Here is a 20,923-nt window from a genome sequence, read left to right as displayed (position 1 = left end):
ACCCCGTCGTTCCAGGAAAGCGCTGCCTCCTGCGGGCGCGCGACACGCCCTCGGACCCGTCGAACATATGTTTGATCTGGCCCCGCCGGACGCGCTACCGTCCTCCCATGAGCGATGACACCGAGGTGCGCGAGCTTCCCGACGGCCCTGCGGACGAGCACGGACTCACCCCGCGCCAGCGGCGTGTGCTGGAGTTCCTGCGCGAGCAGATCAGCGACCGGGGCTACCCGCCGAGCATGCGCGAGATCGGTGCCGCGGTCGGCCTGGTCAGCACCTCCTCGGTGTCCCACCAGCTCAAGTCGCTCGAGCGCCTCGGCTACATCCGCCGCGACCCCAACCGGCCGCGCGCGCTCGAGGTCTTCGCGCCGGGCGGCGCCGTCCGCCCCGCCGTCGCCCAGGCCGACGAGGTCGTCGACGAGACCGGGTCGCGCGACGAGCGTCCCGACGCCACCTACGTGCCCATGGTCGGCAAGATCGCGGCGGGCGGCCCGATCCTGGCCGAGGAGCGGGTCGAGGACGTCTTCCCGCTGCCCAAGTCACTGGTCGGCGACGGCACGCTCTTCCTGCTCGAGGTGCAGGGCGACTCGATGATCGACGCGGCGATCTGCAGCGGCGACTACGTCGTGGTGCGCCAGCAGCCCGTCGCCGAGAACGGCGAGATCGTGGCCGCCATGCTCGACGGCGAGGCGACGGTCAAGACGTTCCAGCGCAAGGACGGCAAGGTCTGGCTGCTGCCGCACAACCCGGACTACTCCCCCATCGACGGCACCCACGCCACGATCCTGGGCAAGGTCACCGCCGTCCTGCGCCGCGTCTGAGCTCAGGCGCGCGCGGCCTGCCAGGCCGAGGCCACCATGTCCTCGATCGAGTGGCGCATCTTCCAGCCCAGGTCGCGCGCGGCGAGCTCGCCGGAGGCCACGATGCGGGCGGGGTCGCCGGGGCGACGCGGAGCGATCTCGGGGTCGACGTCCGTGCCGGTCACCGCGGCGAACGCGTCCATGATCTGCCGCACCGACACGCCGTCGCCGCTGCCCAGGTTGTAGACCGGCTCGAGCGGCTCCCCGTCGACCAGCCGGCGCGCGGCCACGACGTGGGCCTCGGCCAGGTCGGCGACGTGCACGTAGTCGCGCTCGCAGGTGCCGTCGGCGGTCGGGTAGTCGACGCCGTTGATGCGCGGACGACGGCCCTCGCGCAGCGCGTCCACCACCACCGGGAAGAGGTTGTGCGGGCTGGTGTCGAACAGGTCCGGCGTCGCGGAGCCGACCACGTTGAAGTACCGCAGCGACGTGTGGGTCAGGTCGCTGACCCGCGCCACGTCGCGCAGCAGCCACTCCCCGATGAGCTTGGACTCGCCGTACGGCGACTCGGGCAGCGTCGGCGTCTGCTCGGTCACCACGTCGACGTCGGGCGTGCCGTAGACGGCGGCGCTGGAGGAGAACACGATCCGCGCCACCCCGGCCTCGGCCATCGCCGCCAGGAGGCTCGCGGTGCCCTGCACGTTCTGCTCGTAGGTGTGCAACGGACGCTCGACCGAGACGCCGGCGTACTTGAACGCCGCCAGGTGCACGACGCCCTGCACGTCGTGCTCGCGCAGCACGCGGGTCATCGTCGCGGTGTCGAGCACGGACGCGTCGACGAGCGGCACCGACTCCGGCACGAATCCGCGGTGCCCGCTGGAGAGGTCGTCCACGACGACCACGTCCAGGCCCGCCTGACCGAAGGCCCGCACCACGTGCGCGCCGATGTATCCCGCTCCGCCGGTCACCAGGAAGGTCATGGCGCCAGCCTAGTCAGGCGGTGGCAGCCTGCCGGGCGGAGGCGTCGAGGCGGCGCAGCGACTCGCGGACGACCTGCGGGTCGGTGGTGCGCCACATCGGCGGGAGGGACGCGGCCAGGAAGCCGCCGTAGCGTGCCGTGGCGATGCGCGGGTCGAGGATCGCCACGACCCCGCGGTCGGTCGAGCGGCGCACCAGGCGGCCGGCGCCCTGGGCGAGCAGCAGCCCGGCGTGGGTCGCGGCGACGGACATGAACCCGTTGCCGCCGCGCTTCTCGACGAGCCGCTGCCGCGCGCTCATGAGCGGGTCGTCCGGTCGCGGGAACGGGATGCGGTCGATGAGGACGAGCTGCAGCGTGTCGCCGGGCAGGTCGACGCCCTGCCACAGGCTCAGCGTGCCGAACAGACAGGCGCTCGGCTCCTCGGCGAAGCGGCGCTGCAGGTCGCTGAGCTGGGCGTCGCCCTGGCACATGATCTCCAGGTCCGGCAGCCGCTCGCGCGTGGCCTCGGCCGCCCGCTCGGCCGCGCGGCGCGACGAGAACAGCCCGAGGGTGCGTCCGCCGGCCGCCTCGACCAGCTCGGCGATCTCGTCCAGCTGGGCGTCCACGAGGCCGTCGCGGCCGGGCACCGGCAGGTGCTTGGCGACGTACAGGACGCCCTGACGGCCGTAGTCGAACGGCGAGCCCACGTCCAGGCTGCGCCAGGGCAGCACCTCGTCGCCCGGCACCAGACCCAGCCCGCGGGCGGTGGAGTCGAACGTGCCGCCCACGGTCAGCGTCGCGCTGGTGAGCACGACGGTCTTGGCGCTGAACAGCTTGTCGCGCAGGCTGAACGCCACGTCCAGCGGCGCCACGTGCAGCTGCGGCCCGCCGCGTCCGGGCCCGTCGCTGGCCCACAACACCTCGGTGTCGCCCTTGCCGGCCATGCGCTCGGCGATGCGGCGCACCTCCGTGACGTGGGCCTGCGCCTGCTGCTTGCCGGGATCGGCCTCGTCATCCTTGGCCGACGTCTTCTCACGCGGGAACGCCGACAGGCACGCGCGGGCGGCGTCGCGGACGTTCTCCAGCGCCATCTGCAGGTGCTCGGGCGTGGCGTCGATGCGTCCGGCCTCGACGTGGGCCAGGGCCTCGGCGAGCGCGTCGGAGGCCTCGGTGAGGTCGTCGGCCTCGGGACCGTCGACGTAGCTGCGGGCCCGGCGGGCCGCCCGCTCGACGAGCACCGGCCGAGCTCGGCGGTGGACGCCTGCGTCACGCGGGCAGCCAGCTCGTGCGCCTCGTCGACCACGACGGCGTCGTGCTCGGGCAGCATCGGCACGCCGTCGACCGCGTCGATCGCCAGCATGGCGTGGTTCGTCACCACGACGTGGGCGTTCCAGGCGTCGGCCCGCGCGCGCTCGGCGAAGCACTCGTCGGAGTAGGGGCAGCGGCTCGCGCCCAGGCACTCGCGGTGGTTGACGCTGACCGCCCGCCAGGCGCGCTCGGAGTGACGCGGCGCGGCGTCCCGGTCGCCGACGCCCTTGGCCGAGGACTCCTCCTCGGCCCACTCGCGCAGCGCGACGACCTCCGACCCGAGCGTCCCCTCGGGCACGTCGACCAGGACCCCCTGGTCGTCCGGCGCGCCCTCGCGCACGCGGTGCAGGCAGGCGTAGTTCGAACGGCCCTTGACCACGGCGTAGCGCGGCACGGTCTCCATCGTCGCGGCGGCGGCCTCGGCGAGCGCGGGGAGGTCGCGCTCGACCAGCTGGTGCTGCAGCGCGAGCGTGGCGGTGGCGACGACGACCCGGCCCTCGTGCAGCAGGCTCGGCACGAGGTAGCCGAGCGACTTGCCGGTGCCGGTGCCGGCCTGGACGAGCAGGTGCTCGCCGTCGCGCAGCGACTCGGCGACCGCCTCGGCCATGGCCACCTGCCCGGGACGCTCGGACCCGCCGACCGCGTCGACGGCAGCCTTCAGCACGGTCTTCACGTCGGGGGTGGGCACGAGGACGAGCCTAGTCGCCGCGGGCGGACGGTCCGAGCGACGGTCCACACCCCGGGGCAGGCGGGGCGCGTTGAGTCGACCGAGCGACTACCTCGCGTAGGCCGACAGGGCGTGCGCGAGCTCGGGGTTGACGCGGGCCTGGACGTGCGTGCCGTCGCCCTCGTGCTCGAGCGCCTCGATCTCGCCCTCGGTGTGGATGCGGCCCAGCAGGTCGCCCCGGTCGTAGGGCAGCACGACGTCGACCAGCTCGGCCGGACGCGGCAGGTCCGCCTCGATCGCAGCGAGCAGCTCGTCGATGCCCTCCCCCGTGCGCGCGCTGACCACGACCGCGTGCGGCTCGGAGGTCAGGATGCGCTTGACCACCAGCGGGTCGGCGGCGTCGGCCTTGTTGATGACCACGATCTCGGGCACCTGGAGCGCGTCGATGTCGGCGAACACCGCCCGCACGGCGGCCAGCTGGCTGGCCGGGTCGGGGTGCGAGCCGTCGACGACGTGCAGCACGAGGTCGGCGTCGGCCACCTCCTCCAGGGTCGAGCGGAACGCCTCGACCAGCTGGTGCGGCAGGTGCCGGACGAACCCGACGGTGTCCGACAGCGTGTAGACGCGGCCGTCGGACGTCTGGTTGCGGCGGGTGGTCGGGTCCAGGGTGGCGAACAGCGCGTCCTCGACCAGCACGCCCGCGCCGGTGAGCCGGTTGAGCAGGCTCGACTTGCCGGCGTTGGTGTAGCCGGCGATGACGACCGCGGGCACCTCGCGGCGCTTGCGGTTGGCCCGCTTCGTCTCGCGGGTCGTGCGCAGCCCGGCCAGCTCGCGGCGCAGCTTGGCCATCTTGGCCTGGATGCGACGGCGGTCGGTCTCGAGCTTCGTCTCACCGGGACCACGGCCGCCGATGCCCTCGCCGCCGGCGGCGCGTCCACCGGCCTGGCGCGACAGGTTGCCGCCCCAGCCGCGCAGGCGTTGCGTCTGGTACTGCAGCTGGGCCAGCTCGACCTGCGCCTTGCCCTCGGCGCTCTTCGCGTGCTGGGCGAAGATGTCGAGGATCAGCGCGACCCGGTCGACGACCTTGACGTTCGTGCGGTCCTCGAGGTTGCGCATCTGGCTGGGAGCGAGCTCGCCGTCGCAGATGATCGTGTCGGCGCCGGTGGCCTGCACGGCCGCCTTGATCTCCTCGACCTTGCCGCGTCCGATGTAGGTGGCCGGGTCGGGCTTCTGCCGGCGCTGCAGGAGGGCGTCGAGCACCTCCGAGCCGGCCGTCTCGGCCAGCAGCTTCAGCTCGGCCAGCGAGTTCTCGGCGTCCTCGGCCGTGCCCTCGGTCCAGACGCCCACGAGCACGACGCGCTCCAGGCGCAGCTGGCGGTACTCGACCTCGGTGATGTCCTCGAGCTCGGTGCGCAGGCCGCCGACGCGGCGCAGGGAGTTGCGCTCCTCGAGCTCCAGGTCCTCGGTGCCCAGCTCTTCGTCGTGCTCAGCCACGCAGCCACTCCATCTCGCCCTCGGCGACGATCTCGGCGGGGCCGGTCAGGACGACACGGCCCTCGGGGGTCCAGGTCACGTCGAGGCGTCCGCCGGGGACGTCGACGCGGTAGGTGGCCGGCAGCGCGACGCCGTCGGCCGACATGCTGGCGACCGCGGCCGCGCAGGCCCCGGTGCCGCAGGAGCGGGTCTCGCCCGAGCCCCGCTCGTGGACGCGCATCGCCACGTGCTGGGGGCCGCGGCGCACGACCAGCTCGATGTTGACGCCGTCGGGGTAGACCGAACGGTCGTACTCGGGCTCCACCAGCAGGGTGCCCGCGTCGTCCAGGCTCGCGACCTGGGCGACCGCGTGCGGGTTGCCGGTGTGCACCTCGTCGGCCTCGAAGGTGCGTCCCTCGACGGTGACCTTCGAGACGCCGCCCAGCTCGGGCGTGCCCATGTCGACGCTGACCAGGTCGGCGTCGAACGTCACCGTCTTGATGCCGTCGCGCGTGCCGATCGGCAGCGGCCGGTCGGTGTCGACGAGGCCCCGGTCGGCCAGGTAGCGGGCGAAGACGCGCACGCCGTTGCCGCACATCTCGCTGACCGAGCCGTCGGCGTTGCGGTAGTCCATGAACCACTCGGCCTCGTCCTGGCCGGCGCCGGCATCACCGACGGCGGACGTCCGGACGACCCGCAGCACGCCGTCGGCCCCGAGACCGCGGCGGCGGTCGCACAGGGCGGCCACGAACGCCGGGTCGAGGTCGCCGTGGACGGTGCCGTCGGGGTCGGGCAGCAGCACGAAGTCGTTCTCGGTGCCGTGGCCCTTGGCCCAGGAAAAGGTCATGCCTTCCAGTCTACGAGCCGTTCCGCACGCGCGCCGAGATCGACGGCGTCGTGGGGCAGCCACCGGATGCGCGGGTCCTTGCGGAACCAGCGCTCCTGGCGGCGGGCGAACCTCCGCGTGCCGGTGACGGTCTGCTCGCGAGCCTCGTCCTCGGTGATCTCACCGGCCAGGAGGGCGAGCACCTGCTGGTAGCCCAGCGCCCGGCTCGCGGTCGGCGAGCCGGCCAGCCCGGCGGGCAGCAGCGAGCGCACCTCCGCCACGAGCCCCTGCTCCCACATGCGGTCGACGCGCCGGGCGATGCGCTCGTCGAGGACGTCGCGCGGGACGTCGAGGCCGACCATGACGACCTCGTCGTACACGTGCTCGTAGCCGGGCATCGTCGCGGTGAACGCGCCGGTCATCTCGACCACCTCGAGCGCCCGCACCAGGCGGCGCCCGTTGCTGGGCAGGATCTGGGCGGCCGCGGCCGGGTCGCGCTCGGCGAGCAGGCGGTGCAGGTGCTCGGGGCCGTGGGCCTCGAGCTCGGCGTCCCAGCGGGCCCGCACCTCGGGGTCGGTGCCGGGGAACTCCAGCGGGTCCAGCACCGCGCGGACGTAGAGGGCCGAGCCTCCGGCGAGCACCGGCACGACGCCGCGCGCGTGGCAGTCGGCGACGGCGGCGCGGGCCATCTGCTGGAACTCGGCGACCGACGCGGTCTCGGTGACGTCCAGGACGTCGAGGAGGTGGTGCGGGACCCCGCGGCGCTCCTCGACCGGCGTCTTGGCGGTGCCGACGTCCATGCCGCGGTACACCTGGTAGGCGTCCACGTTGACGATCTCGCCGCCGAGGCGCACGGCCAGGTCGATCGCCAGGTCGGACTTCCCCGACGCGGTGGGGCCGACGACGGCGACGACGGGAGGCATGGCTGGATCCTCCCAGATACCGTGGGGGCTCCAGCGCGGCGCCGGGCCGCGCCGCTCTCCCCGGAGGATCGCATGGGACTGTTCGGCAAGCTGGCCAGGAACGCGCCGGAGATCAAGCGCCGCGCCGCCGAGGCTGCGTCGACGCACCACGAGAAGATCGACGGCGCCATCGACAAGGCGGCCCAGGCCGCCGACCGCGCCACCAAGGGCAAGCACGGCACGCGCATCACCGGCGCCGCGGGCAAGGCGAAGCAGGGCGTGCAGCGGCTGGGCGACCAGCACCGCGGCGACGGCCCCGACGGCCGCGTCGCCCCCCGCTGAGGTCGGGGGGCCCGGGGTTCGGTCTACCTGGGGCCCCAGGTAGACCGACAAATGCCAGGGAGACGTGGCTGGCACGTGTCAGCTTCCCTGGCGTCTGTCCGCCGGCGAGCCCTTCGACAGGCTCAGGGAGATGCCGCTCAGGACGTGCTGACGTCCCAGCGGGCCACGAAGTAGCCGACGCCGAACGGGGCCTCGTACGCGAGGAGCTCGCCCTGGACCTCACGACCAGCGGCCGCCTCGCCCAGCGCACGCAGCGCGGGGGCGCCGTGGCACCACAGCTCGGTCGCCTCGTCGAGGTCGAGCGACGCCAGGCGCTTCGCGTCACCCGCGGCCAGGGCCTCGGCGATCGCGTGGTCGAACGGCACGGCCCGCACGTCCTCGTAGCCCGGCGACGTGATGTCCCGAGTCGCCGTGCCGTCGGCCAGGACGAGCAGCGCGACTCCCGCCTCGAGCTCGGGCACCGCGGACGTGTAGCGGCGCGGTCCCGTCCAGCCGGCCGCGTCCAGCAGCCAGGCGCCGACGGTGTGCCCGAGCGGCAGGACGAGGTCGTCGCCCCCGGCCCGCACGTCCACGCCCCAGGCGGCGAGCGTGCCCCCGGCGGACTCGTCCCGGACGTCCCCCTCGGGTGCCAGCACCACCACGCGGGCCGCGTCCTTCACGACCGACCGGACCACGTCCAGGCAGGTGACGCGCAGCCCGGCGAGCGGGTCCGCTCCCCCGCCCAGACCCGGGACGAGCAGGGGCGGCTGGGGCAGCACCGCGACGGGCACGGTCACTTCGCGGCCGCCTTCTTCTCCTTCTTGTAGGCGCGCACCTTCTGCAGGGACTCGGCGTCGACGACGTCGGCGACCGAGCGGTAGCCGGGCTCGGCGTAGTCGCCCGCAGCCTCCTGCCAGCCCTCCGGCTGCACGCCCTTCTGCTTGGCCAGGAGGGCGAGCAGGATCTTGGCCTTCTGCTCCCCGAAGCCGGGCAGCGCCTTGATGCGCTTGAGCAGGTCCTTGCCGCTGGACGCCTCGGCCCAGAGCCGCGTCACGTCGCCGTCGTGCTCGTCGACCACGATGCGCGCCAGCGCCTGGATGCGTCCGGCCATCGACCGCGCGTAGCGGTGCACGGCCGGCGGCTCGGCGCACAGGTCGGCGAACGCCTCGGCGTCCGCGTCGGCGATGGCGGCGGGGTCGAGGCTGCCGAACCGCTCGCGCAGCCGCGCCGGACCCGAGAACGCGCGCTCCATCGGGAACTGCTGGTCCAGCAGCATGCCCATGACGAGCGCGAACGGGTCGTCGGTCAGCAGCTGGTCGGCCTCGGTGTCACCGGTGATCGCGATTCCCATGGCGACCATCCTGCCGGACGTCTACCAGGACACGTACGTGACGGTGAACCGTCCGGCCAGCTCGTCCTCCAGCCGGGCGACGAGCTTCTTGGCCTGCCGATCGAGGTCGCGGTACGCCTTGGGCGTGCCGAGCCGGGGGTTCGCGTCCAGGTGCTGCATCGCCTCGCCCCACGCGCGCAGGTCGTCGACGGTGCTGCCGGGCAGGCCGAGCGCCGCCTCCAGCCACGCCCGGTCGTCCGGGAGCAGGCCGGACGCGTCCCACAGCGGCACGACGACGCCGTAGTCCCACATGAAGCGCAGCGCGGTGCCCTCCACGTGCGCGGCCGCCCGCTCGCGAGCGCCGGGCGCGCCCCCGGTCCATCCCTCGTCCGTCACACGCTCATTGTTCCTGCTCGGCCTGGCCGTCGAGCAGCGCCCTGACGTGCTCGTTGCCCTCCAAATCCAGCGCCCGGGGCGGTCAGGTCGATCTCCTGCTGGTACTCCGAGCCGAGCGCCGTCGTGGGCTGCTGACCGACGATCGCGACGACCGGCTGGTGGTCGAGCTTGGCGTCGTACAGCCCGTTGAGGAGGTGCACCGCGCCCGGGCCCTGGGTGCTGACCACGACCCCGACGCCACCGGTGTACTTCGCGTGCCCGACGGCCATGAGCGCCGCGTTCTCCTCGTGCCGGGCCTGGACGAACGCCGGGTCGCCACCGGCGCGGCGCAGGGCCCCCATGAGCCCGTTGATGCCGTCGCCGGAGTAGCCGAACACGCGGTGGACGTCCCAGGCCAGCAGACGTTCGACGACCAGGTCGGCGACGAGGCGGGGCGCGTCCTGCTGCGGGCTGCTCATGGGACCTCCGGAGTGAGTCGGCGTGACTCACTCCCGGTACCCGGGCGGGCGCGGCGCAATCGCGCCGTCAGGTCAGAGCGCGCAGGCCGGGACGTCGGCGGCCGGCAGCTGCGCGGGGACGCCGATGCTGGGCATCCCCAGGCCCACCGAGCGCACCTCGGTGCGTCCCTGGCGCGCCTCCCAGGTGTCACCGGCGCGCGTGCGGCGGATCGAGACCGGCGGCACGTCGCTGACCAGGTGGTGCGGCGCTCCCTTGGTGATCGTCACCTCGACCATGTCGCCCGGACGCACCTCGGCGCCGCCCGTGACGAAGTGGACGAGCCGGTTGTCGCGCGCGCGTCCGGTCAAGCGGGACGTCGCGCCGTCCTTCTTGCCGCTGGTGTCGGCGACGAGCAGCTCGACCGTGCGGCCCTCGAGCCGCTTGTTCTCCTCGTACGCGACCTCGTTGACCAGCGCGATGAGCCGGTCGTAGCGCTCCTGGACGACCGCCTTGGGCAGCTGGTCCTCCATCGTCGCGGCCGGCGTGCCCGGACGCTGGGAGTACTGGAACGTGAACGCGCTGCTGAACCGGGCGCGGCGCACGACGTCCATCGTCTCGAGGAAGTCCTCCTCGGTCTCGCCGGGGAACCCGACGATGATGTCGGTCGTGATGGCCGCGTGCGGCATCGCCTCGCGCACCCGGTCCAGGATGCCGAGGAACTTCTCCTTGCGGTACGAGCGGCGCATCGCCTTGAGCACGCGGTCCGAGCCCGACTGCAGCGGCATGTGCAGCTGCGGCATGACGTTGGGCGTCTCGGCCATCGCGGCGATGACGTCGTCGGTGAAGTCCTTGGGGTGCGGGCTGGTGAAGCGGACGCGCTCCAGGCCGTCGATCTCGCCGCAGGCGCGCAGCAGCTTGGCGAACGCCTGGCGGTCGCCGAACTCGACGCCGTACGCGTTGACGTTCTGGCCCAGCAGCGTCACCTCGACGACGCCGTCGTCCACGAGCGCCTGCACCTCGGCCAGGACGTCGCCGGGGCGGCGGTCCTTCTCCTTGCCGCGCAGCGCGGGGACGATGCAGAACGTGCACGTGTTGTTGCAGCCGACGCTGATCGAGACCCACGCGGAGTAGACCGAGTCGCGCTTGGTCGGCAGCGTCGACGGGAAGACCTCGAGCGCCTCGAGGATCTCGACCTGGCTCTCGCGCTCGATCGCGGCGCGGTCGAGCAGCACGGGCAACGAGCCGATGTTGTGGGTGCCGAAGACCACGTCGACGTACGGGGCGCGCTCGGTGATGGTGGCGCGGTCCTTCTGCGCCAGGCAGCCGCCGACGGCGATCTGCATGTCGGGCTTCTGCGCCTTGAGCGACGCGACGTGGCCGAGGTTGCCGTACAGCTTGTTGTCGGCGTTCTCGCGCACCGCGCAGGTGTTGAAGACGACGAGGTCCGGCACGGCGTCCCGCTCGGCCTTCGCGTAGCCCGCGGTCTCCAGCAGGCCCGACAGCCGCTCGGAGTCGTGCACGTTCATCTGGCACCCGTAGGTGCGCACCTCATACGTCTTCGTCATGGCCGCACCATCGTACGTCCGCGCCCGCCGCTCCCCCGCATCCGCGCTGGCCGGCTACATCGCCTCCAGCATGGTGCGCATGCGATCGGCCTCCGCGGACTGGTCGGCGCCGATGCCGGCGGCGAGCTCGTTGAGCTCGAGGTCCGAGCCCTTCGCCAGCACCTCGTCCACCATCTCGATGGCGCCCTGGTGGTGCATGATCATCAGCTCCAGGAAGAGGTTGTCGAACGCCGCGCCCCTCGCCTTCGCCAGCCGCTCGAGGTCCGCGTCGGACGCCATGCCCGGCATGTCCGCCATGGACGTGTGCGAGCCGTGGTGGTCGTGCGCGTCCATCGACAGCGGCCCCAGCTCGCCCTCCTCGACCTGCTCCGCGGTCGGGGCGTCCTGGCCGCGCTTGGTCAGCCACGAGGCCATGAGGACGATCTCGGGCTTCTGCGCCGCGGCGATGCGCTCGGCGAACGTGCGGACGTCCGCGCTGCCGCCGGCCGTGGGCGCGAACGCCGCCATCTCCAGGGCCTGGGCGTGGTGCGGCACCATCATCTGCGCGAAGGCGATGTCGGCGTCGTTGGCGTCGGCCGGCTCGACCTCGGGCGCCTCGTCGAGCGTGCGCGACTCCTCCCCCGGCTTGCCCGGCTGGACGATCGTGCCGTCCACCTCCGGCCGGTCGTCGCCGCCGCCGCACGCGGTCGCGCCCAGCAGGGCGAGCACGCACAGCGCGGCTCCCAGCTTCCTCGTCATCGTCGTCCCCCCGGCCGATGGCAGTCGTCCCGCCGAGGTTAACGGCGCAAAACTTTTGCACCAGGTCTTGTGCGCGGCCGTCCCGGGCGACGACGATACGACTACTTCGGGGGAAGGAACTTCACATGCGTATCTCGCGCTCCAGAGCCTCAGGATCGGCTCTTCTCGGCCTCGCCGCGGCGGGTGCCCTCACCACGGCCCTCCTCGCACCGGTCGGTGCCGCGGCCGACGACAGCAGGCCGAAGGACCGGTGCGAGGACTTCCCCGCCCTGTCCGAGGCCGACCGTCTGGCCGGCAACTGCGTGCCCGGCAACGACATCGCCCGCATGGACGACGGCGGCGCGCGGCTCGACCAGGGCGACGCCGAGTCCAGCCGCAACGTCCGGCTGCTGAGCAACATCCCCAAGAAGGGGTCGTTCGCGACCGAGAGCGCGCTCAACAGCGACCTCGCGTTCAGCGGCCGGTACGCCTTCGCGGGCAACTACAACGGCTTCACCGTCTACGACCTGAAGAACCCGGCCAAGCCGCGGACGCTCTCGCAGGTCGTCTGCCCCGGCTCGCAGAACGACATCTCCGTCTACGGCGACCTGCTCGTGCTCAGCACCGACTCCTCGCGCTCCGACGACTCGTGCGAGAGCACGACCCAGTCGGCCACGATCAAGGACTCGTGGGAGGGCATCAAGGTCTTCGACATCTCCGACCCGCGCGTGCCCGAGTACGTCGCGGCGGTCGAGACGCCGTGCGGCTCGCACACCCACACCCTCGCCCCGAAGGCCCGCAAGGGCGGCTGGGGCCAGGACAAGAAGGGTGGCTCGAAGGGCAGGGGCGAGGACCTGTACGTGTACGTGTCGTCGTACTCGCCCAGCGCGTCCTTCCCCGACTGCCAGCCGCCGCTGGACTCGATCAGCATCGTCAAGATCCCGACCGAGAAGCCCGAGAAGGCCCGGCTCCTCAGCGTCCCGGTGCTCTTCCCCGACGGCGGCAACCCGGGCAACGGCTACACCAGCGCCACGTCCGGCTGCCACGACCTCACCGCCTACCCGAGCAAGGACCTCATGGCCGGAGCCTGCATGGGCGACGGCATCCTGCTCGACATCTCCGACCGCGAGAAGCCGGTCGTCACCGAGAGCGTGCGCGACGACAACTTCGCGTTCTGGCACTCGGCGACGTTCAACAACGACGCGACCAAGGTCGTCTTCACCGACGAGCTGGGCGGCGGCGGCGCGCCGACCTGCAACGAGACCGTCGGGCCGGAGAAGGGCGCCAACGGCATCTACGACATCACCCGTCGTGGCGAGCTGCAGTTCAAGAGCTACTACAAGATCCCGCGCACCCAGACCAACACCGAGAACTGCGTCGCCCACAACGGCTCGCTGGTGCCGGTGAAGGGCAAGGACATCATGGTGCAGGCCTGGTACCAGGGCGGCTGGTCGATGTTCGACTTCACCGACTCGGCCCACCCGAAGGAGATCGCCTGGTTCGACCGCGGCCCGTACGACGCGGCGACGCTGAAGACGGCCGGCGCGTGGTCGACGTACTACTACAACGGCTACATCTACTCCAACGAGATCCAGCGCGGCTTCGACACCTTCCAGGTGAAGGACCGGGCGATCCGCGGAGCGGAGAAGGTGCGGTTCGCCGAGCTGAACCCGCAGAGCCAGCCGCGCTACCGCGAGTATCGCAGGGCCCGTGACGGAGCCGGTCGGACCCCGCGTCCGGCCGGCTTCGTTGCGTTCTGGTGACTATCGCGGTTCCGGTTGTCGTCTCGCCCAGTGGGACCGATAGGTTGTGCGCCATGGTTTCCACGCCGATGGTCGCCATGCAGGGGGTGCAGAAGCACTTCGGTTCCCTGCATGTGCTTCAGGACATCGATCTCGAGGTCGCTCAGGGTGAGGTCGTCGTCGTCATCGGCCCTTCGGGGTCGGGCAAGTCGACGCTGTGCCGCACGATCAACCGTCTGGAGACGATCGACGAAGGGTCGATCCTGCTCGACGGTCAGCCGCTCCCGGCCGAGGGCAAGCCCCTCGCCCAGCTGCGCGCCGACGTCGGCATGGTCTTCCAGTCGTTCAACCTCTTCGCGCACAAGACGATCCTCGAGAACGTCACGCTGGGCCCGATCAAGGTCCGCGGCGAGAAGAAGGCCGACGCCGAGGCCCGCGCCATGGAGCTGCTCAAGCGGGTCGGCGTCGACTCGCAGGCCCAGAAGCTGCCCGCGCAGCTCTCCGGCGGCCAGCAGCAGCGCGTCGCGATCGCCCGCGCGCTGGCGATGCGGCCCAAGGTGATGCTGTTCGACGAGCCGACCTCGGCCCTGGACCCCGAGATGATCAGCGAGGTCCTCGACACGATGACCTCCCTGGCGCGGGACGGCATGACGATGATCGTGGTGACCCACGAGATGGGCTTCGCCCGCACCGCCGCCGACCGCGTCGTGTTCATGGCCGACGGACGCATCGTCGAGCAGAACACGCCGCAGGAGTTCTTCGACCACCCGCAGTCGGAGCGCGCCCGGGACTTCCTGGGCAAGATCCTCAAGCACTGACCACCCACTCAACACCCCTGGGGGAACAATGAAGATCAGCACCCGCTTCGCGGCGCTCGGCGCCGCCGCCCTGCTGACGCTCGCCGCCTGCGGCGACGCCGGCAGCGAGACGACCGAGGCCGCCGACAACGACTACGAGGTCGTCGACAGCCCCAAGTTCGACGAGGGCACCCGCATGGCCGAGATCGCCGAGGCCGGCAAGGTCAAGATCGGCGTCAAGTTCGACCAGCCCGGCATCGGCTTCAAGGCCGCCGGCTCGGACGAGCGACCGGCTTCGACCCCGAGATGGGCAAGATCATCGCCGGCCAGCTCGGCCTCGAGCCCAAGGACATCGACTGGGTCGAGACCATCTCGGACAACCGTGAGCCCTTCCTGCAGAACGGCACCGTCGACTTCGTGATCGCTTCGTACTCGATCACCGACGAGCGCCGCCAGGTCGTCGGCCAGGCCGGCCCGTACTACCTCACCGGCCAGCAGCTGCTCGTCGCCAAGGACAGCGACATCAAGGGCCCCGAGGACCTCAAGGGCCAGAAGGTCTGCTCGGTCACCGGCTCGACCCCGATCAAGACGATCGAGGAGAAGTACGACGTCACCCCGGCCGGCTTCGACACCTACTCCGAGTGCGTGGAGCAGCTGAAGAACGGCTCGGTCGACGCGGTCACCACCGACGGCTCGATCCTGCTCGGCTACGCCGCTCAGGACCCCGACGCCCTCAAGGTCGTCGGCGAGCCGTTCTCCGAGGAGCGCTACGGCATCGGCTACAGCAAGGACCACCCCGAGCTGTGCACCTTCCTCAACGACACGCTGACCAAGGCCTTCGAGGACGGCGCCTGGGAGGACGCGTTCGACGCCACCCTCGGCAAGTCGGGCAACGAGGTCCCCGAGGCGCCGAAGCTCGACGCCTGCGCCTGAGCTCGCTGAGCAGACCCGCTGACGCGGGCCTGATCGTCACGGAAAGGATGAGATGGACGTCCTGGTCGACAACGCCGACCTGATCCTCAAGGGATTCTGGGAGACGTTGCAGCTGGTGCTGGTCTCGGGCGCGTACGCGCTCGTGCTGGGCACCCTCGTGGCGGTCGCCCGCGTCAGCCCGGTCTCGGTGCTGCGGGGGGCGGGCACGGTGTACGTGACGCTGTTCCGCAACACGCCGCTGCTGATCCTCATCATCATCGCCTACTACGGCATGCCCGACATCGGCATCAACCCCGGGTTCTTCCCGCTCATCACCATCGCGATGGGCATCTACACCTCGACGTTCATCGCCGAGGCGCTGCGCTCGGGCATCAACGGCGTGCCCGTGGGCCAGGCCGAGGCCGCCCGGGCGGTCGGCATGCCGTTCGGCATGACGATGACGCAGGTCGTGCTCCCCCAGGCCGGACGCCTCGTCGTCCCGCCGGTCGCCAGCGTGCTCATCGCGCTGGTCAAGAACACGTCCCTGGCCGCCGCCTTCGGCATCGCCGAGGCGACGTTCCGGCTCAAGGGCCTGCTGAACGACCACGCCACCGACAAGTGGTGGATCTTCTTCGGCATCGCCCTGGGCTACGTCGTGATCGTCGAGGTCATCTCGCTGATCGCCTACCTGATCGAGCGCCGTTGGAAGGTGGTGTCGCGATGACGAGCGTGCTGTTCGACGTCCCCGGGCCGAAGGCCCGCCGCCGTCACCGCATCATCGGTGTCGTCACCGTCCTGGGTGTCGTCGCGATCCTGGCCGGCGCGGTCTGGAAGCTGTACAGCGAGGACCAGTTCACGGCCAACAACTGGGAGCCGTTCGTCACCCCGGTCTACCTCGACGTCATCCTCGACGGCCTGGTGGACACGCTGCTGGCGGCAGTGTTCGCCATCGCCGGCGCCGTCGTCCTGGGCGTGGTCCTGGGCGTGGGCAAGCTGTCGGACCACCGGATCATCCGCTGGCCCGCCTGGCTCGTCGTGGAGTTCTTCCGCGCCGTGCCGCTGCTGCTGCTCATCATCTTCATCTGGGCGCTGTCGGGGTACCCGCTGTACACGATCTGGCCGCTGGTCGCGGGTCTCGTGCTCTACAACGGCTCGGTGCTGGCGGAGATCTTCCGCGCCGGCATCAACGCCGTGCCGACCGGCCAGGTCGAGGCCGCCTACGCCATCGGCCTGCGCAAGAGCGCCGTCATGCGCACCGTGCAGCTGCCGCAGGCGATCCGGATCATGATCCCGTCGCTCATCAGCCAGTGCATCGTCGCGCTGAAGGACACGAGCCTGGGCTACGTGATCACCGCGTCGGGCCTCACCGTGGCCGGACGTGAGATCTGGCGGACGTTCGGCAACTACCTGGCCACCGCGCTCGTGCTGGCGGCGGTCTACATCGTCCTGAACCTGCTGCTCAGCTGGTTCGGCAACTGGGTCGAGGGGCGCATCAACCGCTCCCCCAAGTCCGCCGGCAACGCCGCCGGGCGCACCACCATGGACCTGGAGAACCGTCGGGCCGACAGCGGCACCACCGTCGGCGGCCCGGTCTAGCGGCGGCACGGACGCAGCAGGGCCCCGGCACCGCATGGTGCCGGGGCCCTCGTGCGTCCGGGTCAGGACTGCGGGGTGACCCACAGGTGGATGGTTCCCTCGACGACGACGGTGCCGTCGTCGCGCGTGGCGCGCACGGCCACTGGGACGTCGGGCGCCTGGGCCCAGTCGTCGGCCGTGGTGGTGGCGGTGCAGACGAGGTCGGTCGTGGACTTGGCCAGGTACCGCACGTCCATGCCCTTGGGCAGCCAGCGGTAGCCATCCGGCACGGTCGCCTCGGCCAGCAGCCCCATGGCCGCCTCGAGGCCGTTGCAGACCGCGATCGCGTGGACGGTGCCGATGTGGTTGTGCACGGCCTTGCGCTTGGGCAGCACGAGCTCGGCGCGGTGCGGCTCGACGGAGCGGACGCGCATCTTGATCGTGCGGAAGTACGGCGCCTTGCGGCCGAAGAGCTTCGAGAACAGCCAGTCGCCCCGGGGCAGCGCGGTGATGCGCCGGTACATGTCGTAGGTCGCGGTCATGAGGCCTACGTTACCCGCAGGTAACTCGCCGCGGGGTCAGACGGTCAGGGCGCGCACGCAGACGACCTCGGGCAGGTTCGAGCGGATCTCGGTCCACGTCTCCCCCTCGTCCAGGCTGGCCCACACCGCGCCGTGGCGCGTGCCGACGTGCACGCCGAGCGGGTCGGCGCCGTCGTGGCACAGCGCGTCGCGCAGCACGACCGTGTAGGCCTCGTCGGGCAGCCCGTCGTGCAGCTCGTGCCAGGTGTCGCCGGCGTCCTGCGTGCGCCAGATGCTGGGCCGCGCGGGGGGAAGCGCTCGACGTCGGCGCTGAGCGGGAAGACGTAGGCGGTGCCGGGACGGCGCGGGTGCGCGAGGACGGGGAACCCGAACTCGGCCGGCAGCGGCTCGCTGATGCGGGTCCACGTGCGCCCCGCGTCGTCGGTGCGGTACACGCCGCCGTGGTTCTGGGCGTACAACCGGTCTGGGTCGCCGGCGTCGACCGCCACCTTGTGCACGCACTGGCCGTACTCGGGCGTCTCGCCGGGCATGAACGGCACCGCGATGCCGTGGTTGCGCGGCTCCCACGTCGCCCCGCCGTCCTCGCTGCGGTAGACCCCGCCCGTCGACATCGCGACCGTGACGACCTCCGGGTCGCTCGGGTGGGGCAGGATCGTGTGGATGGCCTGCCCGCCCGCGCCGGGCTGCCACTCCGGACGGTGCGGGTGGTCCCACAGGCTCCGGACCAGGTCGAAGGTCTCGCCCCCGTCGCCCGAGCGGAACAGCGCCGAGGGCTGGGTGCCGGCCCACACGACGTCCGGGTCGACCGGTGAGACCTGCACCTGCCAGATGCGCTCGACGATGGCGCCGGACCCAGGTGGGAAGCCGAACGCGCGCTTCGCCTCGAGCCAGGACCGGCCGAGGTCGTCCGAGCGCATCAGCCGCGGGCCGAACGGCCAGCTCGTGGTGCCGACGAACAGGCGCGGCGGCGACCCGTGCGGACTGACGCCCACGGAGTAGACCTCCTCCATGGAGAAGGCGAGCGGGTCCCACACCCAGCGCTCGCGGTCGTCGGACCGTCCCACGAACAGTCCCTTGCGCGTCCCGACCAGCACGACACCCGCCATGGCACTCCGCCCTTCGTCCCGACGACGGTAGGAGCGTCCGGGCCGCAGCGTCAACGGGTCACATCGACTCCAGCGGCTCCGGGTCGAAGCCGAGCTCCTCGCGGACGACGGCGAACGCGACCTGCGGTGAGTAGCCCTTGCGGGCGAGCATGCCGGTGAGCCGACGCGTCTGGACCGTGCGGTCCAGGCCCTGCATGCTGCGCAGGCGCTTCTGCACCAGCCGGTGCGCGGCCTCGACCTCCGCGTCGGTGTCGACCTGCTCGAGCGCCTCCTGGGCCAGCTCGTCGTCGATGCCCTTCTTGCGCAGCTCGCGGGCCAGCGCCGACCGGCCCAGGCCCTTCGAGCGCTGACGCGACTCCACCCACAGGCGGGCGAAGGCGGCGTCGTCGATGAGGCCGACCTCCTCGAACCGGTCGAGGAGGCGGGACGCGAGGTCGGCCGGGACGTTCTTCTTGGCCAGCGACTCGGCCAGCTCGGCCCGGCTGCGCGGCTGGTCGGTCAGCCGCTGCAGCAGGATCTGCCGGGCGAACGACTCGGCGTCCGCCTCCGGCAGGTCCTGCTGCGGGTCGTGCGGCAACGACATCAGAACGCGGTGGCGTCGTCCGTCTCGGCCAGCCCGGCGGCGACGTCGTCGGCCGGGTCGGCCACGCTGGCGCCGACTCCCAGGTGCTCCTTGATGCGCTTCTCCAGCTCCTCGGCGAGGTCGGGGTTGTCGCGCAGGAAGTTGCGCGAGTTCTCCTTGCCCTGGCCGAGCTGGTCGCCGTCGTAGGTGTACCAGGCGCCGGCCTTGCGGACGATGCCCGTCTCGACGCCCAGGTCGATCAGGCTGCCCTCGCGGCTGATGCCCTGGCCGTACATGATGTCGAACTCGGCGATCTTGAACGGCGGGGCGAGCTTGTTCTTGACGATCTTGACCTTGGTGCGGTTGCCGACCATGTCGGTGCCGTCCTTGAGCGTCTCGATGCGGCGCACGTCGAGCCGGACCGAGGCGTAGAACTTCAGCGCCTTGCCGCCCGTGGTGGTCTCGGGGCTGCCGAACATGACGCCGATCTTCTCGCGCAGCTGGTTGATGAAGATCGCCGTGGTGCCCGAGCCGTTGATCGCACCGGTCATCTTGCGCAGCGCCTGGCTCATGAGCCGGGCCTGGAGGCCGACGTGGCTGTCGCCCATCTCGCCGTCGATCTCGGCGCGGGGCACGAGCGCGGCGACCGAGTCGATGACGATGATGTCGAGCGCGCCGGAGCGGATCAGCATGTCGGCGATCTCGAGCGCCTGCTCGCCGCTGTCGGGCTGGGAGACCAGCAGCGCGTCGGTGTCGACCCCCAGCTTGCGGGCGTACTCGGGGTCGAGCGCGTGCTCGGCGTCGATGAAGGCGGCCACGCCGCCGGCCTTCTGCGCGTTGGCCACCGCGTGCAGCGCGACCGTCGTCTTGCCCGAGGACTCCGGGCCGTAGATCTCGACGATGCGGCCGCGGGGCAGGCCGCCGATGCCGAGCGCCACGTCCAGCGAGGTGGCGCCGGTGGGGATGATCTCGATCGGCGCGCGGGCCTGGTCGCCCAGGCGCATGACGGCGCCCTTGCCGTAGGAGCGGTCGATCTGCGCGATCGCGTTGTCGAGCGCCTTGCCCTTGTCCGCGTCGGGCTTCACGGCGGACCGGGAGGAGGTCTTGGGAGGCATGGGAGCTGTTCCGTTCTGCGAGGGGCACCGAGGCGCCGAGGTGGCCAGGCGTCTTCAACGGTAGGAGGACCCACTGACAACCTGGGCCTCGTCGACCCGTCTGTGGAAGGACGTCCTCCCGACGTCAACCTGTGGACCCCACTCTACGCGAACACGTGTTCGACCGGCGTGCGACACGCCGCGCGGGTCTCAGCGCTCGGACGCGGGCAGGTGCAGGTTGGCGTGCACGGCGCGCCAGACGTCCTTGGGGTCGGTGCCGGCGTCGAGCGCCTCGATCGGGGTGCGGCTGCCGAGCTCCCCCAGGGACTGGGTCGAGGCCCACACGTGGGCGTACGACTCCCCCAGGTGGAGCTCCAGACGCTCCCACAGCTCGCTGTGTCGCATCAGGCGGCGGACATCGAGACGTCGGGGGCGATGGACGACACGCTGGCCAGCTCGGTGGCCTCCTCGACCTCGAGCAGCGCGCTGACGTCGATCAGCACCTTCGACAGCGGGACGTCGAGCGCCCCGGCGAGCGCGGCGAGCAGCTCGGAGCTGGGCTCCTTGTGTCCGCGCTCGATCTCGGAGATGTAGCCGAGGCTGACCCGGGCCTTCGCCGAGACGTCGCGCAGGGTCAGGCCCTGGGCGATGCGGCGCGCGCGCAGGACCTCGCCGACGAACTGTCGCATCAGCGTCATGCCTGCACCTCCGGTGTCACGTCTGCTTCAACCCCCGGCGGGGTCGGGTTGTTCCCCAGCCTAGCGACCAGCAGCGACAGGCTCGCCAGGACGGTCGCGCTGCGGACGGCGTCCCGGTCGCCGGGGCAGGGGCCAGCAGCCGGCCGTGCCGGTACCCCGTCGGGCCCGGCCACCGCGACGTGCACGGTGCCCCTGCG

At 71.8% G+C, this 20,923-nt stretch carries 24 protein-coding genes and 1 pseudogene; 8 read left to right on the top strand and 17 right to left on the bottom strand.

Features of this window, described 5'->3' with window-relative positions:
* The first annotated feature begins 107 nt into the window (after positions 1-107).
* Positions 108-818, top strand: a complete 711-nt coding sequence (lexA, locus tag AC2W7G_RS00595) for a transcriptional repressor LexA (protein WP_485866712.1) — start codon at positions 108-110, stop codon at positions 816-818.
* A 2-nt stretch (positions 819-820) separates the two neighbouring features.
* On the opposite strand, the gene galE is transcribed toward lexA, so the two are convergent.
* The 5 genes and pseudogenes from galE to miaA form a co-directional block, all read right to left on the bottom strand.
* Positions 821-1,777 (bottom strand): UDP-glucose 4-epimerase GalE, encoded by a 957-nt coding sequence (galE, locus tag AC2W7G_RS00590; protein ID WP_485866711.1) that lies wholly within the window; start codon positions 1,775-1,777, stop codon positions 821-823.
* 13 nt (positions 1,778-1,790) lie between these two features.
* A pseudogene (locus tag AC2W7G_RS00585) lies at positions 1,791-3,751 on the bottom strand (ATP-dependent DNA helicase).
* A gap of 87 nt (positions 3,752-3,838) precedes the next feature.
* Positions 3,839-5,224, bottom strand: a complete 1,386-nt coding sequence (hflX, locus tag AC2W7G_RS00580) for a GTPase HflX (protein ID WP_485866710.1) — start codon at positions 5,222-5,224, stop codon at positions 3,839-3,841.
* A complete protein-coding gene (gene dapF / locus AC2W7G_RS00575; protein ID WP_485866709.1) occupies positions 5,217-6,050 on the bottom strand; it encodes a diaminopimelate epimerase in 834 nt (277 codons plus the stop codon). The genes hflX and dapF overlap by 8 nt, the downstream gene beginning before the upstream one ends.
* Entirely contained in the window at positions 6,047-6,952 is a 906-nt protein-coding gene (miaA, locus tag AC2W7G_RS00570) for a tRNA (adenosine(37)-N6)-dimethylallyltransferase MiaA (RefSeq protein ID WP_485866708.1), read from the bottom strand. Before miaA ends, dapF begins: the two co-directional genes overlap by 4 nt.
* Before the next feature lie 72 nt (positions 6,953-7,024).
* Here miaA and AC2W7G_RS00565 point away from each other — a divergent pair, with 72 nt between their 5' ends.
* Complete coding sequence (locus AC2W7G_RS00565; RefSeq protein WP_485866707.1) at positions 7,025-7,273, top strand: antitoxin; 249 nt, start codon at positions 7,025-7,027, stop codon at positions 7,271-7,273.
* A 137-nt stretch (positions 7,274-7,410) separates the two neighbouring features.
* Here AC2W7G_RS00565 and AC2W7G_RS00560 read toward each other — a convergent pair whose 3' ends face one another.
* The 6 genes from AC2W7G_RS00560 to AC2W7G_RS00535 form a co-directional block, all read right to left on the bottom strand.
* Positions 7,411-8,049: a class III extradiol ring-cleavage dioxygenase family protein gene (locus AC2W7G_RS00560; protein ID WP_485866706.1), complete on the bottom strand. Its 639-nt coding sequence runs from the start codon at positions 8,047-8,049 to the stop codon at positions 7,411-7,413.
* Positions 8,046-8,603 (bottom strand): HhH-GPD-type base excision DNA repair protein, encoded by a 558-nt coding sequence (locus AC2W7G_RS00555; protein WP_485866705.1) that lies wholly within the window; start codon positions 8,601-8,603, stop codon positions 8,046-8,048. Before AC2W7G_RS00555 ends, AC2W7G_RS00560 begins: the two co-directional genes overlap by 4 nt.
* Positions 8,604-8,624: 21 nt before the next feature.
* The gene (locus AC2W7G_RS00550) at positions 8,625-8,978 is read right to left on the bottom strand and encodes a hypothetical protein (protein WP_485866704.1); all 354 of its coding nucleotides are present in this window, start codon (positions 8,976-8,978) and stop codon (positions 8,625-8,627) included.
* Positions 8,975-9,436, bottom strand: coding sequence for a thiamine pyrophosphate-binding protein (locus tag AC2W7G_RS00545; RefSeq protein WP_485866703.1), 462 nt, complete (start codon positions 9,434-9,436; stop codon positions 8,975-8,977). Before AC2W7G_RS00545 ends, AC2W7G_RS00550 begins: the two co-directional genes overlap by 4 nt.
* A 72-nt stretch (positions 9,437-9,508) precedes the next feature.
* Positions 9,509-10,981: a tRNA (N6-isopentenyl adenosine(37)-C2)-methylthiotransferase MiaB gene (gene miaB / locus AC2W7G_RS00540; RefSeq protein WP_485866702.1), complete on the bottom strand. Its 1,473-nt coding sequence runs from the start codon at positions 10,979-10,981 to the stop codon at positions 9,509-9,511.
* A gap of 54 nt (positions 10,982-11,035) precedes the next feature.
* The gene (locus AC2W7G_RS00535) at positions 11,036-11,719 is read right to left on the bottom strand and encodes a DUF305 domain-containing protein (RefSeq protein WP_485866701.1); all 684 of its coding nucleotides are present in this window, start codon (positions 11,717-11,719) and stop codon (positions 11,036-11,038) included.
* A gap of 125 nt (positions 11,720-11,844) precedes the next feature.
* Between AC2W7G_RS00535 and AC2W7G_RS00530 the strand changes: the two genes are divergently transcribed.
* From AC2W7G_RS00530 to AC2W7G_RS00505, 6 genes are all read left to right on the top strand, one after another.
* On the top strand, positions 11,845-13,461 hold the full coding sequence (locus AC2W7G_RS00530) for an LVIVD repeat-containing protein (protein WP_485866700.1): 1,617 nt from the start codon (positions 11,845-11,847) through the stop codon (positions 13,459-13,461).
* Between the two features lie 68 nt (positions 13,462-13,529).
* Entirely contained in the window at positions 13,530-14,258 is a 729-nt protein-coding gene (locus tag AC2W7G_RS00525) for an amino acid ABC transporter ATP-binding protein (protein ID WP_485866729.1), read from the top strand.
* Positions 14,259-14,286: 28 nt separating this feature from the next.
* The gene (locus AC2W7G_RS00520) at positions 14,287-14,658 is read left to right on the top strand and encodes a hypothetical protein (RefSeq protein ID WP_485866699.1); all 372 of its coding nucleotides are present in this window, start codon (positions 14,287-14,289) and stop codon (positions 14,656-14,658) included.
* On the top strand, positions 14,544-15,170 hold the full coding sequence (locus AC2W7G_RS00515; protein WP_485866698.1) for a glutamate ABC transporter substrate-binding protein: 627 nt from the start codon (positions 14,544-14,546) through the stop codon (positions 15,168-15,170). Before AC2W7G_RS00520 ends, AC2W7G_RS00515 begins: the two co-directional genes overlap by 115 nt.
* A 52-nt stretch (positions 15,171-15,222) precedes the next feature.
* Entirely contained in the window at positions 15,223-15,873 is a 651-nt protein-coding gene (locus tag AC2W7G_RS00510; protein ID WP_485866697.1) for an amino acid ABC transporter permease, read from the top strand.
* Complete coding sequence (locus AC2W7G_RS00505) at positions 15,870-16,745, top strand: amino acid ABC transporter permease (protein WP_485866696.1); 876 nt, start codon at positions 15,870-15,872, stop codon at positions 16,743-16,745. The genes AC2W7G_RS00510 and AC2W7G_RS00505 overlap by 4 nt, the downstream gene beginning before the upstream one ends.
* Before the next feature lie 62 nt (positions 16,746-16,807).
* Here AC2W7G_RS00505 and AC2W7G_RS00500 read toward each other — a convergent pair whose 3' ends face one another.
* The 6 genes from AC2W7G_RS00500 to AC2W7G_RS00475 form a co-directional block, all read right to left on the bottom strand.
* Entirely contained in the window at positions 16,808-17,266 is a 459-nt protein-coding gene (locus tag AC2W7G_RS00500) for a hotdog fold domain-containing protein (protein WP_485866695.1), read from the bottom strand.
* Positions 17,267-17,310: 44 nt separating this feature from the next.
* Positions 17,311-18,360 (bottom strand): WD40/YVTN/BNR-like repeat-containing protein, encoded by a 1,050-nt coding sequence (locus AC2W7G_RS00495; RefSeq protein ID WP_485866694.1) that lies wholly within the window; start codon positions 18,358-18,360, stop codon positions 17,311-17,313.
* 70 nt (positions 18,361-18,430) lie between these two features.
* Positions 18,431-18,955 (bottom strand): regulatory protein RecX, encoded by a 525-nt coding sequence (locus AC2W7G_RS00490; protein WP_485866693.1) that lies wholly within the window; start codon positions 18,953-18,955, stop codon positions 18,431-18,433.
* Positions 18,955-20,049, bottom strand: a complete 1,095-nt coding sequence (gene recA, locus AC2W7G_RS00485) for a recombinase RecA (RefSeq protein WP_485866692.1) — start codon at positions 20,047-20,049, stop codon at positions 18,955-18,957. The genes AC2W7G_RS00490 and recA overlap by 1 nt, the downstream gene beginning before the upstream one ends.
* A gap of 189 nt (positions 20,050-20,238) precedes the next feature.
* A complete protein-coding gene (locus AC2W7G_RS00480; protein WP_485866691.1) occupies positions 20,239-20,433 on the bottom strand; it encodes a DUF3046 domain-containing protein in 195 nt (64 codons plus the stop codon).
* Positions 20,433-20,726 (bottom strand): helix-turn-helix domain-containing protein, encoded by a 294-nt coding sequence (locus AC2W7G_RS00475; protein WP_485866690.1) that lies wholly within the window; start codon positions 20,724-20,726, stop codon positions 20,433-20,435. The genes AC2W7G_RS00480 and AC2W7G_RS00475 overlap by 1 nt, the downstream gene beginning before the upstream one ends.
* Between the last annotated feature and the right edge of the window lie 197 nt (positions 20,727-20,923).

This window comes from Aeromicrobium sp. PFPM2_SD2, assembly GCF_057364525.1.
Note: the sequence above shows the minus strand (reverse complement) of the source record. Positions and strands in the feature narration are given on the sequence as shown.